Source organism: Streptomyces sp. NPDC051452 (assembly GCF_044454765.1).
Taxonomy (GTDB): Bacteria; Actinomycetota; Actinomycetes; order Streptomycetales; family Streptomycetaceae; genus Streptomyces.
The window spans coordinates 308,685-327,186 of record NZ_JBITEB010000003.1 but is presented as its reverse complement, the minus strand read 5'-3'; the positions used below and the strand labels follow the sequence as shown (position 1 = coordinate 327,186).

The window sequence follows — 18,502 nt, the reverse complement described above, 5'->3', positions numbered from 1 at the left end:
GCTTAAACGGTCACTCGCCCTGCGGCGGCAGCGCGGCGACGAAGGGGTGGTCGCGCTCGATCAGCCCCAGCTTGCTGGCACCGCCGGGAGACCCCAGCTCGTCGAAGAACTCGACGTTCGCCTTGTAGTAGTCCTTCCACTCCTCGGGAGTGTCGTCCTCGTAGAAGATCGCCTCGACCGGGCAGACCGGCTCACAGGCACCACAGTCGACGCATTCGTCCGGGTGGATGTACAAGGACCGCTGGCCCTCGTAGATGCAGTCGACCGGGCACTCTTCGATGCACGCCTTGTCCTTGACGTCGACACAAGGCTGCGCGATGACGTAGGTCACGCTGTCGTTCCTCCTCGATAGGGCGCTGGCGGGCCTCCTCAGGCTCCGCCGCCCGGCGCGCGGGAGCGCGGCGTCGTCGATGCCCGCCCCTAGTATCTCCGTTCCGGAGCATGATCCGAACAGGAGGGGTGAACTGTCTGGTGGAAATCTCGGCCGCAGGACGTCTGGAAGTCCGCATCACCCCTGATGACGTGGGAAAACGGGTGTCGGTACGGTGTTTGAGCGACCCCGGTGCGTCGCAGGAGAAGTTCACCGACACGGTCGGTGTTCTCACATCATGGGACGACGCCGTGCTCATGATCACACGCCGGGACGGCCAAAGTGTCCGCATCGCGGAAGCCGCCCTGGTGGCGGGCAAGGTCGTACCCGCGGCTCCGGCCCGTCGGCGGGGGCCCGCGGCGAGCTGTGCGGAGCTCACGCGGATCGCGGCGCGCGGGTGGCGGCCGGTGGAGAGCGAGCGGCTCGGCGAGTGGGAGCTGCGGGCGTCCGGCGGGTTCACGCGGCGCGCCAACAGTGTGCTGCCGCTCGGCGATCCCGGCCTTCCGCTCGACGCGGCCCTGGCGGTCGTACGACGCTGGTACGGCGAGCGTGGACTGCCCGCCTATGTGCAGGCCGCCACCGGCGCCGAGGGCGCGCAGGAGCTGCTGTGCGCGGAGCTGGAGCGGCGCGGCTGGGTGCGGGAGGTCACCGCCGAGCTGTGGACCGGGGCCCTGGCGCCGGTCGCGGACCGGGCGGAGGGCGCGCAGGTGGTCCTGGACCGGACGGCGGACGAGTCGTGGCTCGCGCGGTACCAGCGCAAAGGGGTGAGCGAGATGGCCCTGAGGGTGCTCGGCGGCGGCCCGTCGGTGTGGTTCGCGTCCGTGCCCGGCGCGGAGGGTGAGCCTCCGGCGGCGATCGGGCGGTGTGTCGTGGACGGGCGGTGGGCCGGGTTCGCGGCGGTCGAGGTGGATCCCGGCCGGCGGCGACAGGGGCTCGCCACCGAGGTGATGGCCGCGCTGGCCCGGCGGGCGCTGGACGAGGGGGCCTCGGCGGCCTGGCTGCAGGTCGAGACGGACAACGAGGGCGCGCGCGGGCTCTACGCCGCGCTGGGCTTCGCCCCGCATCACGCCTACCACCACTACCGGGACCCGGGGGACACCCCCGACGCCGCGCGCCGCTCGCCCGGACCGTCGTAGGAAGCACCGTGGAAGGGCAAGAGCAAGACATGGGCCACCCGTATCTGCCGCCCCCGTACCCGCCCCCGCCGGAGCGGTCCGCCGAGCTGCGGCGGCGGTTCGCCGAGGAGGCCCGCGCCGAGCGGCCGGACCTGTCGGCGCTGTGCCTGCTGATCGGCGCGGAGGCGGACGGCTCGCTGGACGAGGCCGGCATCGACGCCGCGCAGCTGGAGCTGGACCGGCTGGCGGGCGAGTTGCCGTACCGTCCCGGCGGCCCGCGCGCCTGGGCCGAGGCCGTACGACGGCTGCTGGGCGCCCGGTACGGGTTCCACGGGACCCCGGCCGACTACCAGCGGCTCGAGTCCTCGCTGCTGCACGAGGTGCTGCGGAGCCGGCGCGGGCTGCCGATCCTGCTGTCGGTGGTGTGGCTGGAGGTAGCGCGCCGGGCGGGCGCCCCGGTGTACGGGGTCGCGCTGCCGGGGCATTTCGTCATCGGGTTCGGCGCGGCTCAGGAACAGGTGCTCGCCGATCCGTTCGACGCGGGGCGCGTACTGACCGGTGCGGACGCGGAGTTGCTGGTGGCGGGGTCCACGGGTTCGCCGCTGGACGCCTCGATGCTGGAGCCCGCGCCGCCGCTGGAGGTCGTCCAGCGCGTCCTGAACAACATCCGGGCCTGGGCCGCGGCCCGGCCCGAGTGGTCCGATGTCGCCCTGCGCGCGGTGGAGCTGGCGCTGCTGGTGCCCTCGCACCCGGCCAGACTGCGCTACGAGCGGGGTCAACTCCTCGTCCAGCGCGGCGAGTTCGTGTCGGGCGCCGAGGAACTGACCGCCTACGCCGAGTTGATCGAGGTCATCGACGAGCCGGCCGCCCGCAAGGTGCGCCAACAGGCCCACATCGCGCGGGCGATGCTCAACTGAGGCAGGCGCGCGGTGTCACCGGGGGGTCAGAGCCACCCCTTCTCCCGGGCGGTGCGCACCGCCTCCGCCCGGTTGCGCACCGCCAGCTTCTGGATGGCCGTGGAGAGGTAGTTGCGGACCGTCCCCTGGGAGAGGTGGAGGGCCTTGGCCAGTTCGGCGTTGGTGGAGCCGTCGGCCGCCGCGCGGAGCACCTCGCGTTCGCGTTCGGTGAGCGGATTGGCGCCCCCGGCGAGCGCGGCGGCGGCGAGCGTGGGGTCGATGACCCGCTCGCCGGCGAGCACCTTGCGGATCGCCTCCGCGAGCTGGGCGGCCGGGGCGTCCTTGACCAGGAACGCGTCGGCGCCCGCCTCCATGGCGCTGCGCAGATAGCCGGGCCGGCCGAAGGTGGTGAGGACGACCAGTGCGACCCCCGGGTGCGCCCGGTGCACCTGGGCCGCCGCCTCGATGCCGGTGCAGCCCGGCATCTCGATGTCGAGCAGCGCCACGTCCACGTCGTGCGCGCCGACGGCCGCCAGCACCTCGTCGCCGCGCGCCACCTGGGCGACGACCTCGATGTCGTCCTCCAGACCGAGCAGGGCGGCCAGCGCCTCGCGGACCATCGACTGGTCCTCCGCCAGCAGGACCCTGATCGAGCTCGTCATGCCCCGGATCCTACGTCCCCCGGGGATCTCGTGGGCACGCGGGCGACCAGCCGGAACCCGTGCTTGACCCGGCCCGCCTCCAGCGCTCCGCCGGCCTTCTCCAGACGCTCCGTCAGGCCGGTCAGGCCGTTGCCGGGGCCCTTGCCGGAGCCACCGGAGCCGTTGTCCTCGACGCCGAGTTCGAGGACCGGGCCGTCCAGGGTCTGGCGGTGGGTGAGCTGGATCAGACAGCGCTCGGCCCCGCTGTGCCGGACCACGTTGGTGATCGCCTCGCGCAGCGCCCAGGCGAGCGCGGCCTCGGCCTCCTCGGGGACTCCGTCGAGGTCGGGCTCGGCGGGCACCTCGGCGGTGACGCCCGCGGCGGTCAGGGCGACCTGCGCGCCCGCGAGTTCGGCGGCGAGCCGGGGGCGCCGATAGCCGGTGACGGCCTCCCGGACGTCCACCAGGGCCTGCCGGCTGACCTGTTCGATGTCGGCGACCTGCTGGGCGGCCTTCTCGGGCTGGTCGGGCAGCATCCGGCCGGCCAGCTCGCTCTTCAGCGTGATCAGGGAGAGCGAGTGACCGAGCAGGTCGTGCAGGTCCCGGGCGAGGCGCAGGCGCTCCTCGTTGGCGGCGAGCTGGGCGACGGTGGCCCGGGCCTTGCGCAGCTCGCCCATGGTGCGGATGAGCTGGCCCACGCCGACCATCGCGAATCCGATGAGCACGACGAGCAGCAGGTCGTTGTCGATCTGGTCCTCGCCGGTGTGCAGTCCGACGAGGACCATCACGCCGGCCGTCGCCGGGATCGCCCAGTACGCGGCCCGGACCGGCAGGGTCGACCCGCAGGCCACCGAGAGGTAGACGAAGAGTCCGGTCCAGTGGGCCCCCAGGCCGTAGGCGAGGGCGGGGGCCAGCACGGCCAGGACGGCGAGCAGCGAGACGACGAACCGCGGTGAGAAGGGCCGGCCCATGTTGCGGAAGACCAGCGCCAGGTAGACGGCGACGAAGGCGGTGAGGCCGAGCGCGCCGGCGACCGTGGCGCCGGTGGAGTGCCGGCCCGAGACGAGATCGCGGATCGGGGCGCTGAGGAAGACCAGCCAGACGCCGATCCACAACACCTTGGCCATCAGCTCGCGCCGGTTGCGGGGCCCCTGGCCGATCCGCACCTGCGGCTCCCGGCACTTCTCGCCGGCTCGCGCGTCTTGCGTCATGGTGCTCACGCCTTCAGCGTGTCCTTCCGGTACAGCCAGGCGGCGCCGCCCGCGAAGAGGACGAAGTAGACGGCGAGGAGGGCGACGTCCGTCGCGTGCGGGGCCTGGCTCTGTTCGATGGCCCGTCCCAGGGCAGCGTACGCGTGCGTGGGCAGCCACTTCGCGATGTCCTGCAAGAACTGCGGGAAGGTGGTGGACGGCATCCACAGACCGCCGAGGATGGACAGACCGAAGTAGACGATCATCGTGATCGGGCGGACCGCGTCCCCGGAGGCGAGGTAGCCGATGGCGACGCCGAGCGCGGCGAAGACCAGGCTGCCGGCCCAGATGACCCCCGTGAGGGCGAGCCACTGCCAGGCGTCGAGGCGGATGTCCTTGACGACTGCGGCGGCGAGGAACACCACGACGATGGAGGGCAGGCTCACCACGGCGGCGCTGGCGGTCTTGGCGAGGACGTAACCGCGGCCGGGCAGCGGGGTCAGCCGCAGCTGCCGTACCCAGCCGCTCTCGCGCTCCTTGGCGATGCGTTCGCTGTTGCCCATCAGAACGGCGGTCAGGGCGCCGAAGGAGGCCATGGAGACCATCAGGTAGGTGGCGACGGTCAGGCCGGTGCCGTCGACCTTCTGGTCGGCGCCGGCGCTGCCCGCGAAGATCAGGAAGAGCATCGCCGGATAGCACACGGAGAAGAACAGGAACTTCTTGTTGCGCAGGGCGCGCGCCAGTTCGAGCTTGATCAGCGAGTTCATGACTGCTTGGCCTCCTCGGCCTCCGTGATGGCGACGAAGGCCTGCTCCAGGCCGAGGCCGGCGACTTCGAGGTTGCGGGGGTAGAGGCCGAGGCCGTACAGGGCGTGGACGGTGGCGTCGGCGTCGGACGACTGGATGCGGACGGTCTGGCCGGAGACGTCCACGGTGGTGAGGAACGGCAGGGCGCGCAGGGCGGCCTCGTCGATCGGCCCCTCCAGATCGAAGGAGACCCGGCGGGCACCGGCCTTGGCCTTGATCTCGGCGGCGGTGCCGTCGGCCAGCAGCCGGCCCCGGTGCAGCACCAGGACCCGGTCGGCGATGGCGTCGGCCTCTTCGAGGTAGTGGGTGGCGAACAGGACCGTACGGCCCTGGTCGGCCTGCTCGCGCATGGTGGCCCAGAAGGCCTGGCGGGCGGAGACGTCCATGCCGGTGGTGGGCTCGTCCAGGATGATCAGGTCGCTGTCGCCGACGGTGGCGAGGGCGAAGCGGACGCGCTGGGCCTGGCCGCCGGAGAGCTTGTTCACCTTGCGGTCCGCGATCTGCGTGATGCCCGCGCGGGCCAGCACGTCCGTGGCCTTGTACGCCTTGGGGTGCAGGGAGCAGGCCAGCTTCACCAGTTCGGCGACGGTGACCTCGTCCATCAGGCCGCCGCTCTGGAGCATGGCTCCGACCCGGCCGGCGACGATCGCCTCGCGCGGGCCGCCGCCGAAGAGGCTCACCCGGCCGCTGTCGGGCTGCTTGAGCCCGAGGAGCAGGTCGAGGGTGGTGGACTTGCCGGCCCCGTTCGGGCCGAGGAGGGCGACGGTCTCGCCCGGGTGCAGTCGGAGCGAGAGTCCGTCGACGGCCCGGTTGCCGCCGTATGTCTTGGTCACCTGATCGAATCCGACCACCGGGGTGGTGGTGACCGGTGCCGCTGTCGTCGTCATGGGGACCATGCTGGCCGGTAAGGCCCAGGGCCCGGCAGTGTCGCCGGTCCTGAGCACCGGATGACAGATGTCATGCGGATCGGGTGACGGCCCCCGGACGGGGGCGCCGCGAGGGCGCCCCCGTCGGCGGTCTAGCTCGGGTTCGTGGCGATGACCGCGACCCGGTTCGTCCGGCTCATGAGGGCCTGGCGCAGGGCGGCGTACACGTCCTGCGGGGTGACGGCCGTCTTCTTGCCGTTGCCGCGGGTGATCAGCACGCCGTCGAAGGCCTGGCCGTACAGCCGCTGGAGGGCGGCCAGGTCGGGCTGGTCGACCAGCTTGCCGTTGACCGCGGTCACCCTCAGGAACTTCCACAGCGAGTTCTGGGGGCTCATCGGCACCGAGTGGGACGCGTCCGTCTGCACGGTCACCCGGCCGGACATCGCCGGCTGCGCGAACGACTTCATCATCCGGTCGACCTCGGCGTTCGAGACCGTCGGCTGCCTGGTCGTCGTCGGCACGGTGACCGGGGCGGCCGCGCCCTTCTCCACCAGCGCGCGGTAGGCCTGTTCGACGGCCTGGGTCGACCGGCCCGCGTCGATGGCCTTGCCCGGCCTGCCGTAGACGGCGACGGCCTTGCCGCGCTCGAACCTGATGGTGCCGTCCGTGACGGAGCCGGAGCCGCCGCCGGCCTGCCGGAGGGCGGCCTGCAGCTTCTCCTCGTCCACCGGCATGACCGGCTGGACGACGCGCTTCTCGCCGAAGAGGGAGCCGACGACGTGCACGGGGTTGTAGTCGCTCTTCGCGGCCTGGCTCACCGTGGCCTGGAAGTCGAACTGCAGCCCTGCGTTCTCCGGCGTGACCGTGACGGTCCTGCCGCCCACGGACAGCTTGAGCGGCTTGCCGGTCCGGCCGCCGAAGGCGTCGTCGAGCTTCTTGACGGCGTCGTCGCGGGTACCGCCGCCGATGTCGACACCGAGGACCGTGGTGCCCTTGGGGACGTCGGTGCGGTTCATCAGCAGTCCGGCGCCGTAGGCACCGCCCGCGACGACGACCGCGGCCGCGACGAGCAGGACGAGTTTGCTGCGGCCCTTCTTCTTCGGCTTGCCCGCCGCCTTGGGCGCGGCCGGGGATCCGGTCGTGGGAGCCGGCCGCGTCGCCGGGCCGCCGGGCTGTCCGGCGGCGCCGAACGGGCCGGAGCCGGCGCCGGGAACGACCGGGATACCACTGGTGACGGTCTGTCCGGAGACGTTGTCGGCGGCCGGGGAGCGGTAGCCGGGCGTGCTCGGGTCGGCCGGCTTCTGCGGGGTGAGGATCGCGGTGTCGTCGCTGAGCCCGCCCCCGGGCACGCGCCCCGCGGGACCGCCCGCGGGACCGGACGCGGGGCCACCGGGTACGGCGGGGGCGCCGAGATCGGCGAGGGCGCTGCGGGCGGCCGGGGTGTTCGGGCCGCCGGGGGTGCCGTAGCCGCCCGTACCGGCCGCGCCTGCCACCCCTCCCGCGCCGAGCGGGCCGCCGGGACCGGAGAAGGGTTCGCCGGTGCCCGGGCGGAAGCCGCCGGCCGGCGGGAGCAGGGTGCCGTCGCCGGTGACCGGGCCGCCGGTGGGACCGGCGGGTCCCTGCGGACCGCCGGGGCCGCTCAGGCCGCCGGGGCCACCGGGCCCGTTGAAGCCACTGGGACCACCGGGGCCACCGGGGCCACCGCGCCCGTCCGCGCCCGCGCCGTAGCCGTCGTGGCCGGCCGCGCCGGCGCCGAAGCAGTCCTGGGCCTGCGGGCCCGAACCGCCGAGGCCGTCCCGGGCGTCCGCGCTCGCGCCGGGGAGCCCGTCGCCGCCGTTCTCCGCGAAGTAGGGCAGGTTGTCGCGGCGCGCCTCGCCGCCGCCGCTCGCGCCGGGGCGGGCGCCGAGGGGGCCGGCGGTCAGCGCCTCGGTCACGTCGAAGGAACCGGTGCCGCCGCCGTGGCCCGGGGCGACGGGGCCGCCGGTGGCGCCGGACAGGCCCTTGCCGTTGGTACCGCCGGAGCGGGGGGCGCCCGGCGCGCTCATGGAGCCGACCACACCGCCGGGACGGCCGGGGCCCGAGCGTGCGCCGGTGGTACCGGCCGCACCGGACGCTCCCGGACCACCCGAACGGGCGTCCGGGGCACCGGCAGGGGCCGAACCGCCGGGGGACCCGGCTCCGTTCGTGCCGCCGCCGGCCGGACCGCCCTTGCCGGAGCCGGACTTGCGGGGCGCGAACCAGTCGCTGGTCTTCTCCTCGGCCGGGGACGCGGGCTCGGCGGGGGCCTGGGGCTCCGCGGGGCCGGCGGTGCTCCGCTCGGCGGGCCGCGGTTCGGCGGCCGGCGCCGGGATGCCGGCGCCGTCGGTGTCCCCGACGGGCTTGCGCACGACGACCGGCGGGATGGGCCGCGATCCGGGGATGTTGATCCGGATCCGGGTCGTCAGCGTGGTCTCGGTCTTCTTGTCCTCCGGCTGCGAGCCCGAACGGCCCGCACCCGTAGCGCCGTCGGTAGCCATGGGGGTCCCGTACGGCGGCGTACCGGACGGGTATGCGGCTCCGCCGCGCCCGTCGGGCCCGGAGGACGGAGTGTCAGTTTCACGACTCAAGGCAGGTTCTCCCAGTTGGCTCCACCGCCCGTTACGACCCTCGTGGCTCCAAGGTCGCCCCGACCCGAGCGAAGTCGAGAGCTTGGGGGAGGCTCGGCGGCGCGCACCACCATACTGGCCACTTCTGGCGCTTATCCCATGACCGCTGCGGAAACCCACACCGGACTCGCACGCGCGCCGTATCGCGAAGTGGTACGTCACTTCCCAAGTCGGGCGGAGACGCCCTCGGGTTGCCTCCCGGCACCAAGGGTGGCGCAGATCACAGCCAGGGCCATGCCGCCGAGCAGGAAGAGATACGATCCGCCTCCGGCGCCGAAGAGGAAGTCGCCTTCGGGGCGCGGGGTGGTGAGCAGGATGACGGCGATGATCCAGCCGGCCGCGGGTGCCACCGCCCCGCCCCGGCCGCCGGTGGCATACGCCCCGCCGCGGAACAGTCCGGCCGCGCCGGCGAGGGCGAGCAGCAGCCCGCCGGGGAACCAGGCGGGCTGGACGAGGGCCCCGGCGAGTCCGGCGAGCGCGCCGAGCAGGAAGAGGCCCGCGTAGGCGGCCACCCGGCCGATCGGAGGGCGCCGCAGCGGCTGGGCGAGCGGGGAGCCGTGTCCGGCGCCGCTCATGCGCCCTCCCCCGCGTCGAGACCGGCGAACAGGTCGCTCTCCCCGGGCTGTCCGGGCCCGCGCACCAACTCGTAGTACTCGGTGGTGAACAGCGGCTGGGCGAGTTCGTTGGAGAGCGCGAAGTACGGCTCGGCCACCTCGATCTGGGTGGCGTGGGCGCGCATCGCGGCGGCCTTGGCCGCGGCGTGCGCGCCGCCGTCGACGGTGGTGGTGATCCGCTCGTCGTCCACGACGCCCGGTACGTCGTCCACGACCGCGCTCTTGTCGAACGGCAGGACGGGCAGCTCGTCCTGGAGGCGGGCGAAGGCGGCCTCGGCGACGGAGCGCGGGACGCGGTTCCAGTAGACCTTGGCGACGCGGTGGCCCCGCTCGGCCGCGAGGTCGACGGCGCGCATGGCGACCCGGTGGGCCTGGATGTGGTCCGGGTGGCCGTAGCCGCCGTCGTCGTCGTAGGTGACGAGGACCTGGGGGCGGACCTCCAGGATGACCTCGACGAGGTGGCCGGCGGCCTCGTCCACGTCGGCCCGCCAGAAGCAGCCGGGGTCGTCGTTGTCGGGGGCGCCCATCATCCCGGAGTCGCCGTAGCGGCCCGCCCCGCCGAGCAGCCGGGCGTCGCTCACGCCCAGCTCGCGCACGGCGGCGGCCAGCTCGCCGCGCCGGTGCGCGCCGAGCGCGGGGCCGGTCAGACCCCGCAGCTCCGGCGGGATGACCTCGCCGCGCTCCCCGAGGGTGCAGGTGACCAGGGTCACATGGACACCCTCGGCCGCATACCTGGCCATGGTCGCGCCGTTGTTGATCGACTCGTCGTCCGGGTGCGCGTGCACCAGCAGCAGACGCCGGGCTGGCAGTTCCGTCATGGCACCACCCTACGAGGTCGCCGGTGCGGGGCCCCGCCGCGTGACCCGGCGGGCGCCGTCAGAACTTGATGCTGCCGATCATGCTGGCGACGTTCGTCGTCAGCTCGCTGATCGTGGGCGCGACGGTCGAGGAGGCGAGGTAGAAGCCGAGCAACATGCAGATGACCGCGTGACCGCCCTTCAGCCCCGACTTCTTGATCAGCAGGAAGACGATGATCGCCAGCAGCACCACCGCCGAAATCGAGAGTGCCACGGCGGCTCACCTCCAAAGATCGTGAGATCCAGATCAGTTGAGCAATCCCATGCGGACGCCGGCAGGTTCATACCCACGCAGCGGTAGTGATCATAACTATCCGTGCTCGCGCATCGCTCGGCGCACGGCCGCACAAGGGGGCGCATGGCCAATATGGTCGGGGTATGACGACCGAGGCTGACTCCTTCCCCCGTCGGCACGCCAGGACCCAGCGGTTCACGCTCGGCGCGCCGCGCGCGTTCACCGTGGCGCCCGACGGTTCCCGTGTCACGTTCCTGCGTTCGGGCTCCGGCACCGACCGGGCCAACTCCCTGTGGGTGCTGGACCTTCCGGACGGTGGGGAGCGCCTGGCGGCCGACCCCCGGGCCCTTCTGGACGGCGCCGCCGAACAGCTCTCGCCGCAGGAGCGGGCGCGTCGCGAGCGCAGCCGGGAGGGCGGTGCCGGCATCGTCGGCTATGCCACCGACGCGGCAGTGGAGTTGGCGTCTTTCACCTTGTCAGGTCGGCTTTTCACGGTCGGGTTGCGGGGTGGCGCGGCACGGGAGATCCGCGTCCGGGGGCCGGTGATCGACCCGCGTCCCGCCCCGGACGGACGGCACGTCGCGTATGTCGCGGGGGGTGCCCTGCGGGTGGTGGGCGCCGAGGGTGCCGACGACCGGGCGCTGGCGGAACCCGAGTCCCCGAACGTCACCTACGGCCTGGCGGAGTTCATCGCGGCCGAGGAGATGGGCCGCTCGCGGGGGTTCTGGTGGGCTCCGGACTCCGGCCGGCTGCTCGTGGCGCGGGTGGACGACACGCCGGTGCGGCGGTGGTGGATCGCGGACCCGTCCCAGCCCGGGCGGGAGCCGAGCAGTGTCGCGTACCCCGCCGCGGGCACGCCTAACGCGGACGTACGGCTGTTCGTGATCGGGCTCGACGGGGGGCGCACGGAGGTCGCGTGGGACCGGGCCCGCTATCCCTACCTGGCCCGTGTGCACTGGTCAGCGGCGGGCGCACCGCTGCTGCTCGTCCAGGCGCGCGATCAGCGCAGCCAGTTGTTCCTGGCGGGTGGACCCGGACACGGGCGCGACCCGGATGGTGCACGCCGACGAAGATCCAACATGGCTTGAACTTTTCCCCGGCGTGCCCTGCTGGAGCCCCTCCGGGCAGCTCGTCCGGATCGCGGACGAGGGCGGCGCGCGGGTCCTGGCGGTCGGCGAACGACCGTTGACCAGGGGGCAGTTGCACGTGCGCGCGGTCCTGGACGTAGGCGCGGACGACGTACTGGTTTCCGCCTCGTCGGGGGCGGAGGCCCAGACGCCGGAGATCGGCGAGGTCCATGTGTACCGGGTGAACGAACTGGGCGTGGAGCGCGTGTCGCGGGAGCCCGGGGTGCACACGGCGGCGCGGGCCGGGTCGGTGACCGTGCTGGTGTCCGCGAACCTGGACAGGCCGGGCGCCCGTGTCCAGGTGATGTGTGACGGAAAACCGGTGGCCACTGTCCGGTCATATGCCGATGATCCGGGCATGCCTGTGCGGGTGACCCTGACAGAGGGGGGCGCACGCCGAATTCCGTGCGCCGTGCTTATGCCACGGGACTACCACGGCGACACTCCCCTGCCGGTGCTCATGGACCCCTACGGCGGGCCGCACGGACAGCGCGTCGTCGCCGCGCACAACGCCCATCTGACCTCGCAGTGGTTCGCCGACCAGGGTTTCGCGGTGATCGTCGCCGACGGCCGCGGCACCCCGGGCCGCTCGCCCGCCTGGGAGAAGGAGATCCGGGACGAGGTGGCGGCCGTCGTACTGCAGGACCAGGTCGACGCGCTGCACGCCCTCGCCGAGCGGTTCCCGCTGGACCTGGGCCGGGTGGCCATGCGGGGCTGGTCCTTCGGCGGCTACCTGGCCGCGCTCGCGGCGCTGCGCCGCCCGGACGTCTTCCACGCGGCGGTGGTCGGCGCGCCCGTCACCGATCTGCGGCTGTACGACACCCACTACCAGGAGCGCTATCTGGGGCTTCCGGACGAGCGGCCGGAGGTGTACCGCCGCAACTCCCTGATCGACGACGAGGGCCTGGTCGACCCGGCCGAGCCACACCGCCCGATGATGATCATCCATGGCCTGGCGGACGACAACGTGGTCGTCGCCCACTCCCTGCGGCTGTCCTCCGCCCTGCTGGCCGCGGGCCGCCCGCACGAGGTCCTGCCGCTGTCCGGGGTGACCCACATGACCCCGCAGGAGACGGTCGCCGAGAACCTGCTGCTGCTCCAGGTGGACTTCCTCCGGCGGGCCCTGGCGAACAGGGGCGAATCCGGGTGAACCCCGTTAACACGCGGGCAACTTCACCGAAGCGGCACCGATATACGGACGCGGCAGGCTGAACGCCGTACGGCCGTGCGGGTGCCGTGAACGGGCCGGGATGCGCCATGTCATCCCGGCCCGTTGCCGTGCCCGCCGGGATCCTCCGGCGCCACGACGGCCATCTCCTGCGCGAAGTGGCAGGCCGAGTCGTGGGCCGCGGGCGAGGTGGTCTCCCGGAAGACGGCGGGCACCGCGAGGGCCGGGACCTCCCGGGCGCAGCGCTCCCGCGCCTTCCAGCAGCGGGTGCGGAAGCGGCAGCCGGAGGGGACGTTCGTCGGCGAGGGCACGTCACCGGTGAGGATGATCCGCTCGCGCTGCTCGCGGGCCACGGGGTCGGGGACCGGAACCGCCGACAGCAGCGCCTGGGTGTAGGGGTGCGTGGGGTGGTCGTAGATCTCGGCGTCCCGCCCGGTCTCCACGATCCGGCCCAGGTACATGACCGCGACCCGGTCCGAGATGTGCCGGACGATCGACAGGTCGTGCGCGATGAAGACGTAGGAGAGGTCGAACTCCGACTGCAGCCGGTCCAGCAGGTTGATCACCTGGGCCTGGACCGAGACGTCCAGGGCGGAGACGGGCTCGTCGGCGACGATGACCTCCGGGCGCAGCGCCAGCCCGCGCGCGATGCCGATGCGCTGGCGCTGGCCGCCGGAGAACTGGTGCGGATAGCGGTTGACGTACTCGGGGTTGAGGCCCACCACGTCCAGCAGTTCCCGGACCCTGCGCCGCCGGTCGCCCTTGGGCGCGACCTCGGGATGGATGTCGTACGGCTCCCCGATGATGTCCCCGACGGTCATCCGGGGGTTGAGCGAGGTGTACGGGTCCTGGAAGACCATCTGGATGTTGCGGCGCACGGCCTTCAGCGCACGGCCGGACAGACGGGTGATGTCCTCGCCCTTGAACCGGATCGCCCCGGCCGTCGGGCGCTCCAGGTTGCACAGCAGTTTCGCGACCGTGGACTTGCCGCAGCCCGACTCCCCGACGATGCCCAGCGTCTCGCCCTTGCCGAGCGTGAAGTCGACGCCGTCGACCGCCTTCACCGCGCCGATCTGTCTCCGGAACAGGATCCCCCGCGTGAGCGGATAGTGCTTGACGAGGCCGGTGACGTCCAGGATCGGCTCACTGGTCGTGGCCATGCAGGCACTCCCTCCAGAAGTGGCAGGCGCTGCCCCGCTCCCCGGACACCTCGTACAGCGCGGGCTCGTCGGTGCGGCAGACGTCCCGGGCCATCGGGCAGCGCGGATGGAAGGAGCAGCCCGGCGGGATGTGCGTCAGGTTCGGCGGGAGGCCCTTGATGGCGTACAGCTCCTGCCCCTTGCGGTCCAGGCGCGGGATGGAGTCCAGCAGGCCGCGCGTGTAGGGGTGGGCCGGCGCCTTGTAGATGTCGTGCACGGGCGCGGACTCGACGATCTTCCCGGCGTACATCACCGCGATCCGGTCGGCGACGTCCGCGACGACGCCCAGGTCGTGGGTGATCAGGATCAGCCCCATGCGGTACTCGTGGCGCAACTGAGCCAGCAGGTCCATGACCTGGGCCTGCACGGTGACGTCCAGGGCGGTGGTGGGCTCGTCGGCGATGACGAGGGCCGGCTCCAGGGCCAGCGCCATGGCGATCATGATGCGCTGGCGCATACCGCCGGAGAACTGGTGGGGGTAGTCCCGCACCCGCTGGGCGGCGCCCGGGATGCGCACCCGGTCCATCAGCTCGACGGCCCGGGCCCGCGCGTCCTTGCGTGACATGCCCCGGTGCACGACGAACATCTCGCCGAGCTGGTCCCCCACGCAGAGCACGGGGTTGAGGGCCGACAGCGCGTCCTGGAAGATCATCGCCATCCCGGCGCCCCGGATCGCGCGCCGCTCGTCCTCCTTCAGCGTGAGCAGGTCCCGCCCCTGGAAGAGGATCCGGCCGCCGGAGATCCGGCCGGGCGGCGTGTCCAGGATCCCCATCACGGCCTGCGCGGTCACCGACTTGCCCGAGCCGGACTCCCCCAGCACCGCGAGCGTCTCCCCGGCGTCGACGGCGTAACTCACTCCGTTGACGGCATGGGCGACGCCGTCCCGGGTACGGAACTCCACGTGCAGATCCTGGACTTCGAGCAGCACCGCACCATCACCTCAGCTTCGGGTCGAGGGCGTCGCGCACGGCGTCGCCGAGCATGATGAAGGCCAGCACCGTCAGCGCCAGCGCTCCCGAGGGCCACAGCAGGGCGTGCGGGGCGTTGCGGATGTAGGGGGAGGCGGCGGAGATGTCGATGCCCCAGGAGACGCTGGGCGGTTTGAGGCCGACGCCGAGGTAGGACAGGGTCGCCTCCAGGGCGATGTAGGTACCCAGCGCGATGGTCGCCACGACGATCACGGGAGCCACGGCGTTCGGGGCGATGTGACGCAGCAGGATGCGGGAGTCGGAGGCGCCGAGGGCACGGGCCGCCTGGACGTAGTCGTTGTGCTTGGCGGTGATGACCGCGCCGCGCGCGATGCGGGAGATCTGCGGCCAGCCCAGCAACACCATGAACCCGATGACCGGCCAGACCGTATTGCTGGTCACCACCGAGAGGAGGACGAGACCGCCGAGGACGACGGGGATGGCGAAGAAGACGTCGGTGACGCGGGACAGCACCGCGTCCCAGATCCCGCCGAAGTAGCCCGCGAGTCCGCCGAGGACGGATCCGAGGACGGCCACCCCGAGCGTGGCCAGGACGCCGACCGTCACCGAGGTACGGGCGCCGTAGACGGTGCGCGTGTAGACGTTGCAGCCCTGCCCGTCGTACCCGAACGGGGCGCCGGGGCCGGGGCCCTCCTGGGCCTTGGCCAGGTCGCAGCTCAGGGGGTCCCCGGAGGCGATGGCCGAGGGCCACAGGGAGACGAAGACCAGGAAGCAGATGACCAGCGCCGAGACGATGAAGACCGGGTTGCGGCACAGGTCGCGCCAGGCGTCGGACCACAGGGAACGCGCCTTGCCCTGGGGTTCGCCGCCCTGCGGAGCCCCCGGCGCCCCCGGTGCCCGCTGCAGGCTGGCCGCCTCGCCGGCCGCCAGGTCCATCGCGCCGCCCATGCCGGTGCCGGCGATCGCGCCCTCGGGCTCGTACGACTGCTCAGGCATAGCGGATCCTCGGGTCGAGTACGGCGTAGAGCAGGTCCACGAGCAGGTTGGCGACCAGGAAGACCAGCACCAGGACGGTCACGAAGCCGACGACCGTCTGGGTGTTCTGCCGCAGGATGCCCTGGTAGAGCTGGTAGCCGACGCCGTGGATGTTGAAGATCCGCTCGGTGACGATCGCGCCGCCCATCAGCGCGCCGATGTCGGTGCCGATGAAGGTGACCACCGGGATCAGGGAGTTGCGCAGCAGGTGCCGGGTGACGACCCGGTGCCGGGGCAGGCCCTTGGCGATCGCCGTGCGCACGTAGTCGGACCGCTTGTTCTCCGCGATGGAGGTGCGGGTGAGCCGGGTGACGTAGGCGAGCGAGACGGAGGCGAGGACCAGGCCGGGCACGATCAGCTCACCGAAGGTGGCGTACGGGGAGACGGACGGTTTGATCCAGCCCCACCGCACGCCCAGCAGCAGCTGGAGCAGCAGGCCGGTGACGAACGTGGGCACCGAGATCACGACCAGGGTGGCGAGCAGCACCCCGGTGTCGACGGGCCGCCCGCGCCGCAGGCCGGTCACCACCCCGAGCGTGATGCCGATGACGATCTCCAGGAGGACGGCCACGACGGTCAGCCGGATGGTGACGGGGAACGCCGACGCCATCAGCTCGGTGACCGGCTGCCCGTTGAACGCCGTCCCGAAGTCACCGGTGAAGACGTTCCCCATGTAGGTCAGGTACTGCTGCCACAGCGGCTTGTCGAGGCCGAACTCCCGCTTCAGCTGGGCGGCGGTCGCCGGATCGCAGGCCCGCTCCCCGCACAGGCCGGCGATGGGGTCGCCCATCACGTTCACCATGACGAAGATCAGCAGGGTGGCCCCGATGAACACCGGGACCATCTGCAGCAGCCGCCGGACGACATAGCGCCCCATGCCGGTCAGCCGACCTTGATCTCGTTGTAGACCGGAACGCTGAAGGGGTTGAGCGCCACCTGCGAGAGCCGCGCGGAGTAGCCGGCGCTGCCGTTCTGGTACCAGAGCGGGATGGCGGCCATGTTGTCCCGGACCACGCCCTCGGCCTGCTGGAAGAGGGGTACGGCCTTGGCGGCGTCGGTCTCGGCGTTGGCCCGGTCGACGAGCCGGTCGAACCGCTTGTCGGACCACTTGCCGTCGTTGGAGGAGGCGTTCGTGTAGTACAGCGGCTGGAGGAAGTTCTGGATCAACGGGTAGTCCATCTGCCATCCGGCCCGGAAGGGACCCGGCATCTTGTGCTGGGAGATCTGGTTGCGGAAGTCGGCGAAGGTGCCGATGGGGTTGCCGACGCAGGCCTTGCCGTTGCCGAGGGCGTTGTTAATGGAGTTGCACACGGCGTCCACCCACTGCTTGTGCGAGCCGGTGTCCGCGTTGTAGGTGATCTTCAGTCGGCCGCCGGGGATCCCGCCGCCCTCCTCGATGAGCCGCTTCGCCCGCACGGGGTCGTAGTCGCAGGCGTGACCGCACAGTCCGGCCTGGAAGCCGCCCTCCTTGCCGAGGACCGGCGAGGTCCAGTCGGTGGCCGGGGTGCGGGTGCCGCGGAAGAGGGTCTTGGTGATCTGGGCGCGGTTGATCGCCATGGACAGCCCCGTGCGCACCTTGCGGGCGCCGGCGGTGTTCCACTTCGGGTCGTAGTAGGGGAAGGCGAGGGTCTGCAGGATGCCGGCCGGGGTGTTGATGTAGCGGCCGTCGAGGTCGGTGGCGACGTTCTTGAGCTGGGTGGCGGGCACGTCGTCGACCAGGTCGAGGTTGCCGGCCAGCACGTCGGTGTACGCGGTGTTGCTGTCGGTGTAGACCAGCAGGCTCACCCCCTGGTTGCGGGCGCGGTCGGGGCCGGGGTAGGCGTCCCACTTCTCCAGGGACATCGCGGAACCCTTGGCGTAGGAGCGGATGCGGTAGGGGCCGTTACCGACCGGCCTGCTCACCCAGGCCGCGTGGTCGGTGAAGAAGGCCCTGGGGAGCGGGGCGAAGGCGGCGTAGCCGAGGGTGTCGGGGAAGCTGGAGAAGGTCTGGTTGAGCCGGACGGTGAAGGTGTGGTCGTCCACCACCCTCAGCCCGGCCAGGGTGTCGGCGCTCTGCCGGCCCCCGGCGGGGTGGATCTTGTCGTACCCGTCGATGTAGCCGAAGAAGTACGCGTTCTTCTGGTTGTTCTTCAGGCTCGCCCCGTAGTTCCAGGCGTCCACGAAGGAGCGGGCGGTCACCTTCTCTCCGTTGGAGAAGGTCCAGCCGTCCTTGATCCTGACGGTGAAGTGGCGGGAGTCGTCGGTGTCGATGGACCGGGCGAGCCAGTTCTGGGCCTTGCCCGTCCTCGGGTCGTACTTCTTCAGGCCCCGGAAGATCATGTCGAGCACCTTGCCGCCCTGGACCTCGTTGGTGTTGGCGGGCTCCAGGGGGTTCTGCGGGTCGCCCCAGGAGGAGGTGAGCGTTCCCGGGCCGCCGATGACGCCGGTGCCGCCCCCGCAGGCGGTGGCCAGGAGCGCCGCGCCGGCCACGCAGACGGCCCACCTGGCGTGCGCGCTTCCACGCATGGCGTGCCTCCTCGAAGAGCATGATCCAGTACCGGCCAATATCGACCCATACCGCGCACACCGCAGGCCCACCGCCCGTTTGAGGGGCCTTTAGGGGGACACGTCATCCGAATGCAGTCATCCCCCGGCCGACGCCTTGATGATCATGCGCCACGAGCGCAATAGATCTTCACGTAACGATGCCGAAACGTTGGATTGCGACGTTCCGATGTACGCATTTCGACACTCCACCGTCCGCATATCGAACTCATTGACCGATTAGTCCAGTTGGTCCGATGTGAAGCACGGATTGATTACAGGGCGC

16 protein-coding genes and 1 pseudogene are annotated in these 18,502 nt (G+C 72.1%); 3 read left to right on the top strand and 14 right to left on the bottom strand.

What is annotated here, in order from left to right:
• Window positions 1–10 precede the first annotated feature (10 nt).
• A complete protein-coding gene (gene fdxA, locus ACIBA9_RS10875; protein ID WP_030746389.1) occupies window positions 11–331 on the bottom strand; it encodes a ferredoxin in 321 nt (106 codons plus the stop codon).
• 140 nt (window positions 332–471) lie between these two features.
• Here fdxA and ACIBA9_RS10870 point away from each other — a divergent pair, with 140 nt between their 5' ends.
• Together ACIBA9_RS10870 and ACIBA9_RS10865 are read left to right on the top strand one after the other, a co-directional pair.
• Window positions 472–1,506 (top strand): GNAT family N-acetyltransferase, encoded by a 1,035-nt coding sequence (locus ACIBA9_RS10870; protein ID WP_399362107.1) that lies wholly within the window; start codon window positions 472–474, stop codon window positions 1,504–1,506.
• A 29-nt stretch (window positions 1,507–1,535) separates the two neighbouring features.
• Entirely contained in the window at window positions 1,536–2,402 is an 867-nt protein-coding gene (locus tag ACIBA9_RS10865; protein WP_399362105.1) for a tetratricopeptide repeat protein, read from the top strand.
• A gap of 26 nt (window positions 2,403–2,428) precedes the next feature.
• Here the strand turns inward: ACIBA9_RS10865 and ACIBA9_RS10860 are convergent, their stop codons facing one another.
• From ACIBA9_RS10860 to ACIBA9_RS10825, 8 genes are all read right to left on the bottom strand, one after another.
• Window positions 2,429–3,043, bottom strand: coding sequence for a response regulator transcription factor (locus ACIBA9_RS10860; RefSeq protein WP_362165206.1), 615 nt, complete (start codon window positions 3,041–3,043; stop codon window positions 2,429–2,431).
• Window positions 3,040–4,233 (bottom strand): sensor histidine kinase, encoded by a 1,194-nt coding sequence (locus ACIBA9_RS10855; RefSeq protein WP_399362104.1) that lies wholly within the window; start codon window positions 4,231–4,233, stop codon window positions 3,040–3,042. Before ACIBA9_RS10855 ends, ACIBA9_RS10860 begins: the two co-directional genes overlap by 4 nt.
• 5 nt (window positions 4,234–4,238) lie before the next feature.
• Window positions 4,239–4,979: an ABC transporter permease gene (locus ACIBA9_RS10850; protein ID WP_399361701.1), complete on the bottom strand. Its 741-nt coding sequence runs from the start codon at window positions 4,977–4,979 to the stop codon at window positions 4,239–4,241.
• Window positions 4,976–5,905, bottom strand: a complete 930-nt coding sequence (locus tag ACIBA9_RS10845) for an ABC transporter ATP-binding protein (RefSeq protein ID WP_399361699.1) — start codon at window positions 5,903–5,905, stop codon at window positions 4,976–4,978. Before ACIBA9_RS10845 ends, ACIBA9_RS10850 begins: the two co-directional genes overlap by 4 nt.
• Window positions 5,906–6,036: 131 nt before the next feature.
• On the bottom strand, window positions 6,037–8,490 hold the full coding sequence (locus tag ACIBA9_RS10840; protein WP_399361697.1) for a hypothetical protein: 2,454 nt from the start codon (window positions 8,488–8,490) through the stop codon (window positions 6,037–6,039).
• A 197-nt stretch (window positions 8,491–8,687) separates the two neighbouring features.
• Window positions 8,688–9,104: a DUF6113 family protein gene (locus ACIBA9_RS10835; RefSeq protein WP_362165197.1), complete on the bottom strand. Its 417-nt coding sequence runs from the start codon at window positions 9,102–9,104 to the stop codon at window positions 8,688–8,690.
• Window positions 9,101–9,961 (bottom strand): N-acetyl-1-D-myo-inositol-2-amino-2-deoxy-alpha-D-glucopyranoside deacetylase, encoded by an 861-nt coding sequence (gene mshB / locus ACIBA9_RS10830; RefSeq protein WP_399361695.1) that lies wholly within the window; start codon window positions 9,959–9,961, stop codon window positions 9,101–9,103. Before mshB ends, ACIBA9_RS10835 begins: the two co-directional genes overlap by 4 nt.
• Window positions 9,962–10,019: 58 nt before the next feature.
• Window positions 10,020–10,214, bottom strand: coding sequence for a hypothetical protein (locus ACIBA9_RS10825; protein ID WP_020942059.1), 195 nt, complete (start codon window positions 10,212–10,214; stop codon window positions 10,020–10,022).
• 164 nt (window positions 10,215–10,378) lie between these two features.
• On the opposite strand from ACIBA9_RS10825, the pseudogene ACIBA9_RS10820 reads away from it, so the two are divergent.
• Window positions 10,379–12,512 (top strand): annotated as a pseudogene (locus ACIBA9_RS10820) (alpha/beta fold hydrolase).
• 110 nt (window positions 12,513–12,622) lie between these two features.
• Here the strand turns inward: ACIBA9_RS10820 and ACIBA9_RS10815 are convergent.
• Genes ACIBA9_RS10815 through ACIBA9_RS10795 form a run of 5 tightly spaced genes read right to left on the bottom strand, consistent with a single transcriptional unit; the run spans window position 12,623 to window position 18,198 of the window.
• Window positions 12,623–13,690 carry an ABC transporter ATP-binding protein gene (locus tag ACIBA9_RS10815; RefSeq protein ID WP_399361693.1) on the bottom strand — a complete coding sequence of 356 codons (1,068 nt, stop codon included), beginning with the start codon at window positions 13,688–13,690 and terminating at the stop codon, window positions 12,623–12,625.
• The gene (locus tag ACIBA9_RS10810) at window positions 13,674–14,657 is read right to left on the bottom strand and encodes an ABC transporter ATP-binding protein (RefSeq protein WP_399361691.1); all 984 of its coding nucleotides are present in this window, start codon (window positions 14,655–14,657) and stop codon (window positions 13,674–13,676) included. The genes ACIBA9_RS10815 and ACIBA9_RS10810 overlap by 17 nt, the downstream gene beginning before the upstream one ends.
• A 7-nt stretch (window positions 14,658–14,664) precedes the next feature.
• Complete coding sequence (locus ACIBA9_RS10805) at window positions 14,665–15,654, bottom strand: ABC transporter permease (protein ID WP_362165183.1); 990 nt, start codon at window positions 15,652–15,654, stop codon at window positions 14,665–14,667.
• Window positions 15,647–16,570 (bottom strand): ABC transporter permease, encoded by a 924-nt coding sequence (locus ACIBA9_RS10800; RefSeq protein WP_362165181.1) that lies wholly within the window; start codon window positions 16,568–16,570, stop codon window positions 15,647–15,649. Before ACIBA9_RS10800 ends, ACIBA9_RS10805 begins: the two co-directional genes overlap by 8 nt.
• A gap of 5 nt (window positions 16,571–16,575) precedes the next feature.
• On the bottom strand, window positions 16,576–18,198 hold the full coding sequence (locus tag ACIBA9_RS10795; RefSeq protein WP_399361689.1) for an ABC transporter substrate-binding protein: 1,623 nt from the start codon (window positions 18,196–18,198) through the stop codon (window positions 16,576–16,578).
• Window positions 18,199–18,502: the final 304 nt, after the last annotated feature.

Bases quoted from the DNA above. Each gene is read 5' to 3' on its own strand.
- ACIBA9_RS10865 (WP_399362105.1), top strand. From the start codon at position 1,536: ATGGGCCACCCGTATCTGCCGCCCCCGTACCCGCCCCCGCCGGAGCGG.
- ACIBA9_RS10855 (WP_399362104.1), bottom strand. From the start codon at position 4,233: ATGACGCAAGACGCGCGAGCCGGCGAGAAGTGCCGGGAGCCGCAGGTG.
- mshB (WP_399361695.1), bottom strand. From the start codon at position 9,961: ATGACGGAACTGCCAGCCCGGCGTCTGCTGCTGGTGCACGCGCACCCG.
- ACIBA9_RS10835 (WP_362165197.1), bottom strand. From the start codon at position 9,104: ATGAGCGGCGCCGGACACGGCTCCCCGCTCGCCCAGCCGCTGCGGCGC.
- ACIBA9_RS10845 (WP_399361699.1), bottom strand. From the start codon at position 5,905: ATGACGACGACAGCGGCACCGGTCACCACCACCCCGGTGGTCGGATTC.
- ACIBA9_RS10805 (WP_362165183.1), bottom strand. From the start codon at position 15,654: ATGCCTGAGCAGTCGTACGAGCCCGAGGGCGCGATCGCCGGCACCGGC.
- ACIBA9_RS10860 (WP_362165206.1), bottom strand. From the start codon at position 3,043: ATGACGAGCTCGATCAGGGTCCTGCTGGCGGAGGACCAGTCGATGGTC.
- ACIBA9_RS10795 (WP_399361689.1), bottom strand. From the start codon at position 18,198: ATGCGTGGAAGCGCGCACGCCAGGTGGGCCGTCTGCGTGGCCGGCGCG.
- ACIBA9_RS10800 (WP_362165181.1), bottom strand. From the start codon at position 16,570: ATGGGGCGCTATGTCGTCCGGCGGCTGCTGCAGATGGTCCCGGTGTTC.
- ACIBA9_RS10815 (WP_399361693.1), bottom strand. From the start codon at position 13,690: ATGGCCACGACCAGTGAGCCGATCCTGGACGTCACCGGCCTCGTCAAG.
- ACIBA9_RS10850 (WP_399361701.1), bottom strand. From the start codon at position 4,979: ATGAACTCGCTGATCAAGCTCGAACTGGCGCGCGCCCTGCGCAACAAG.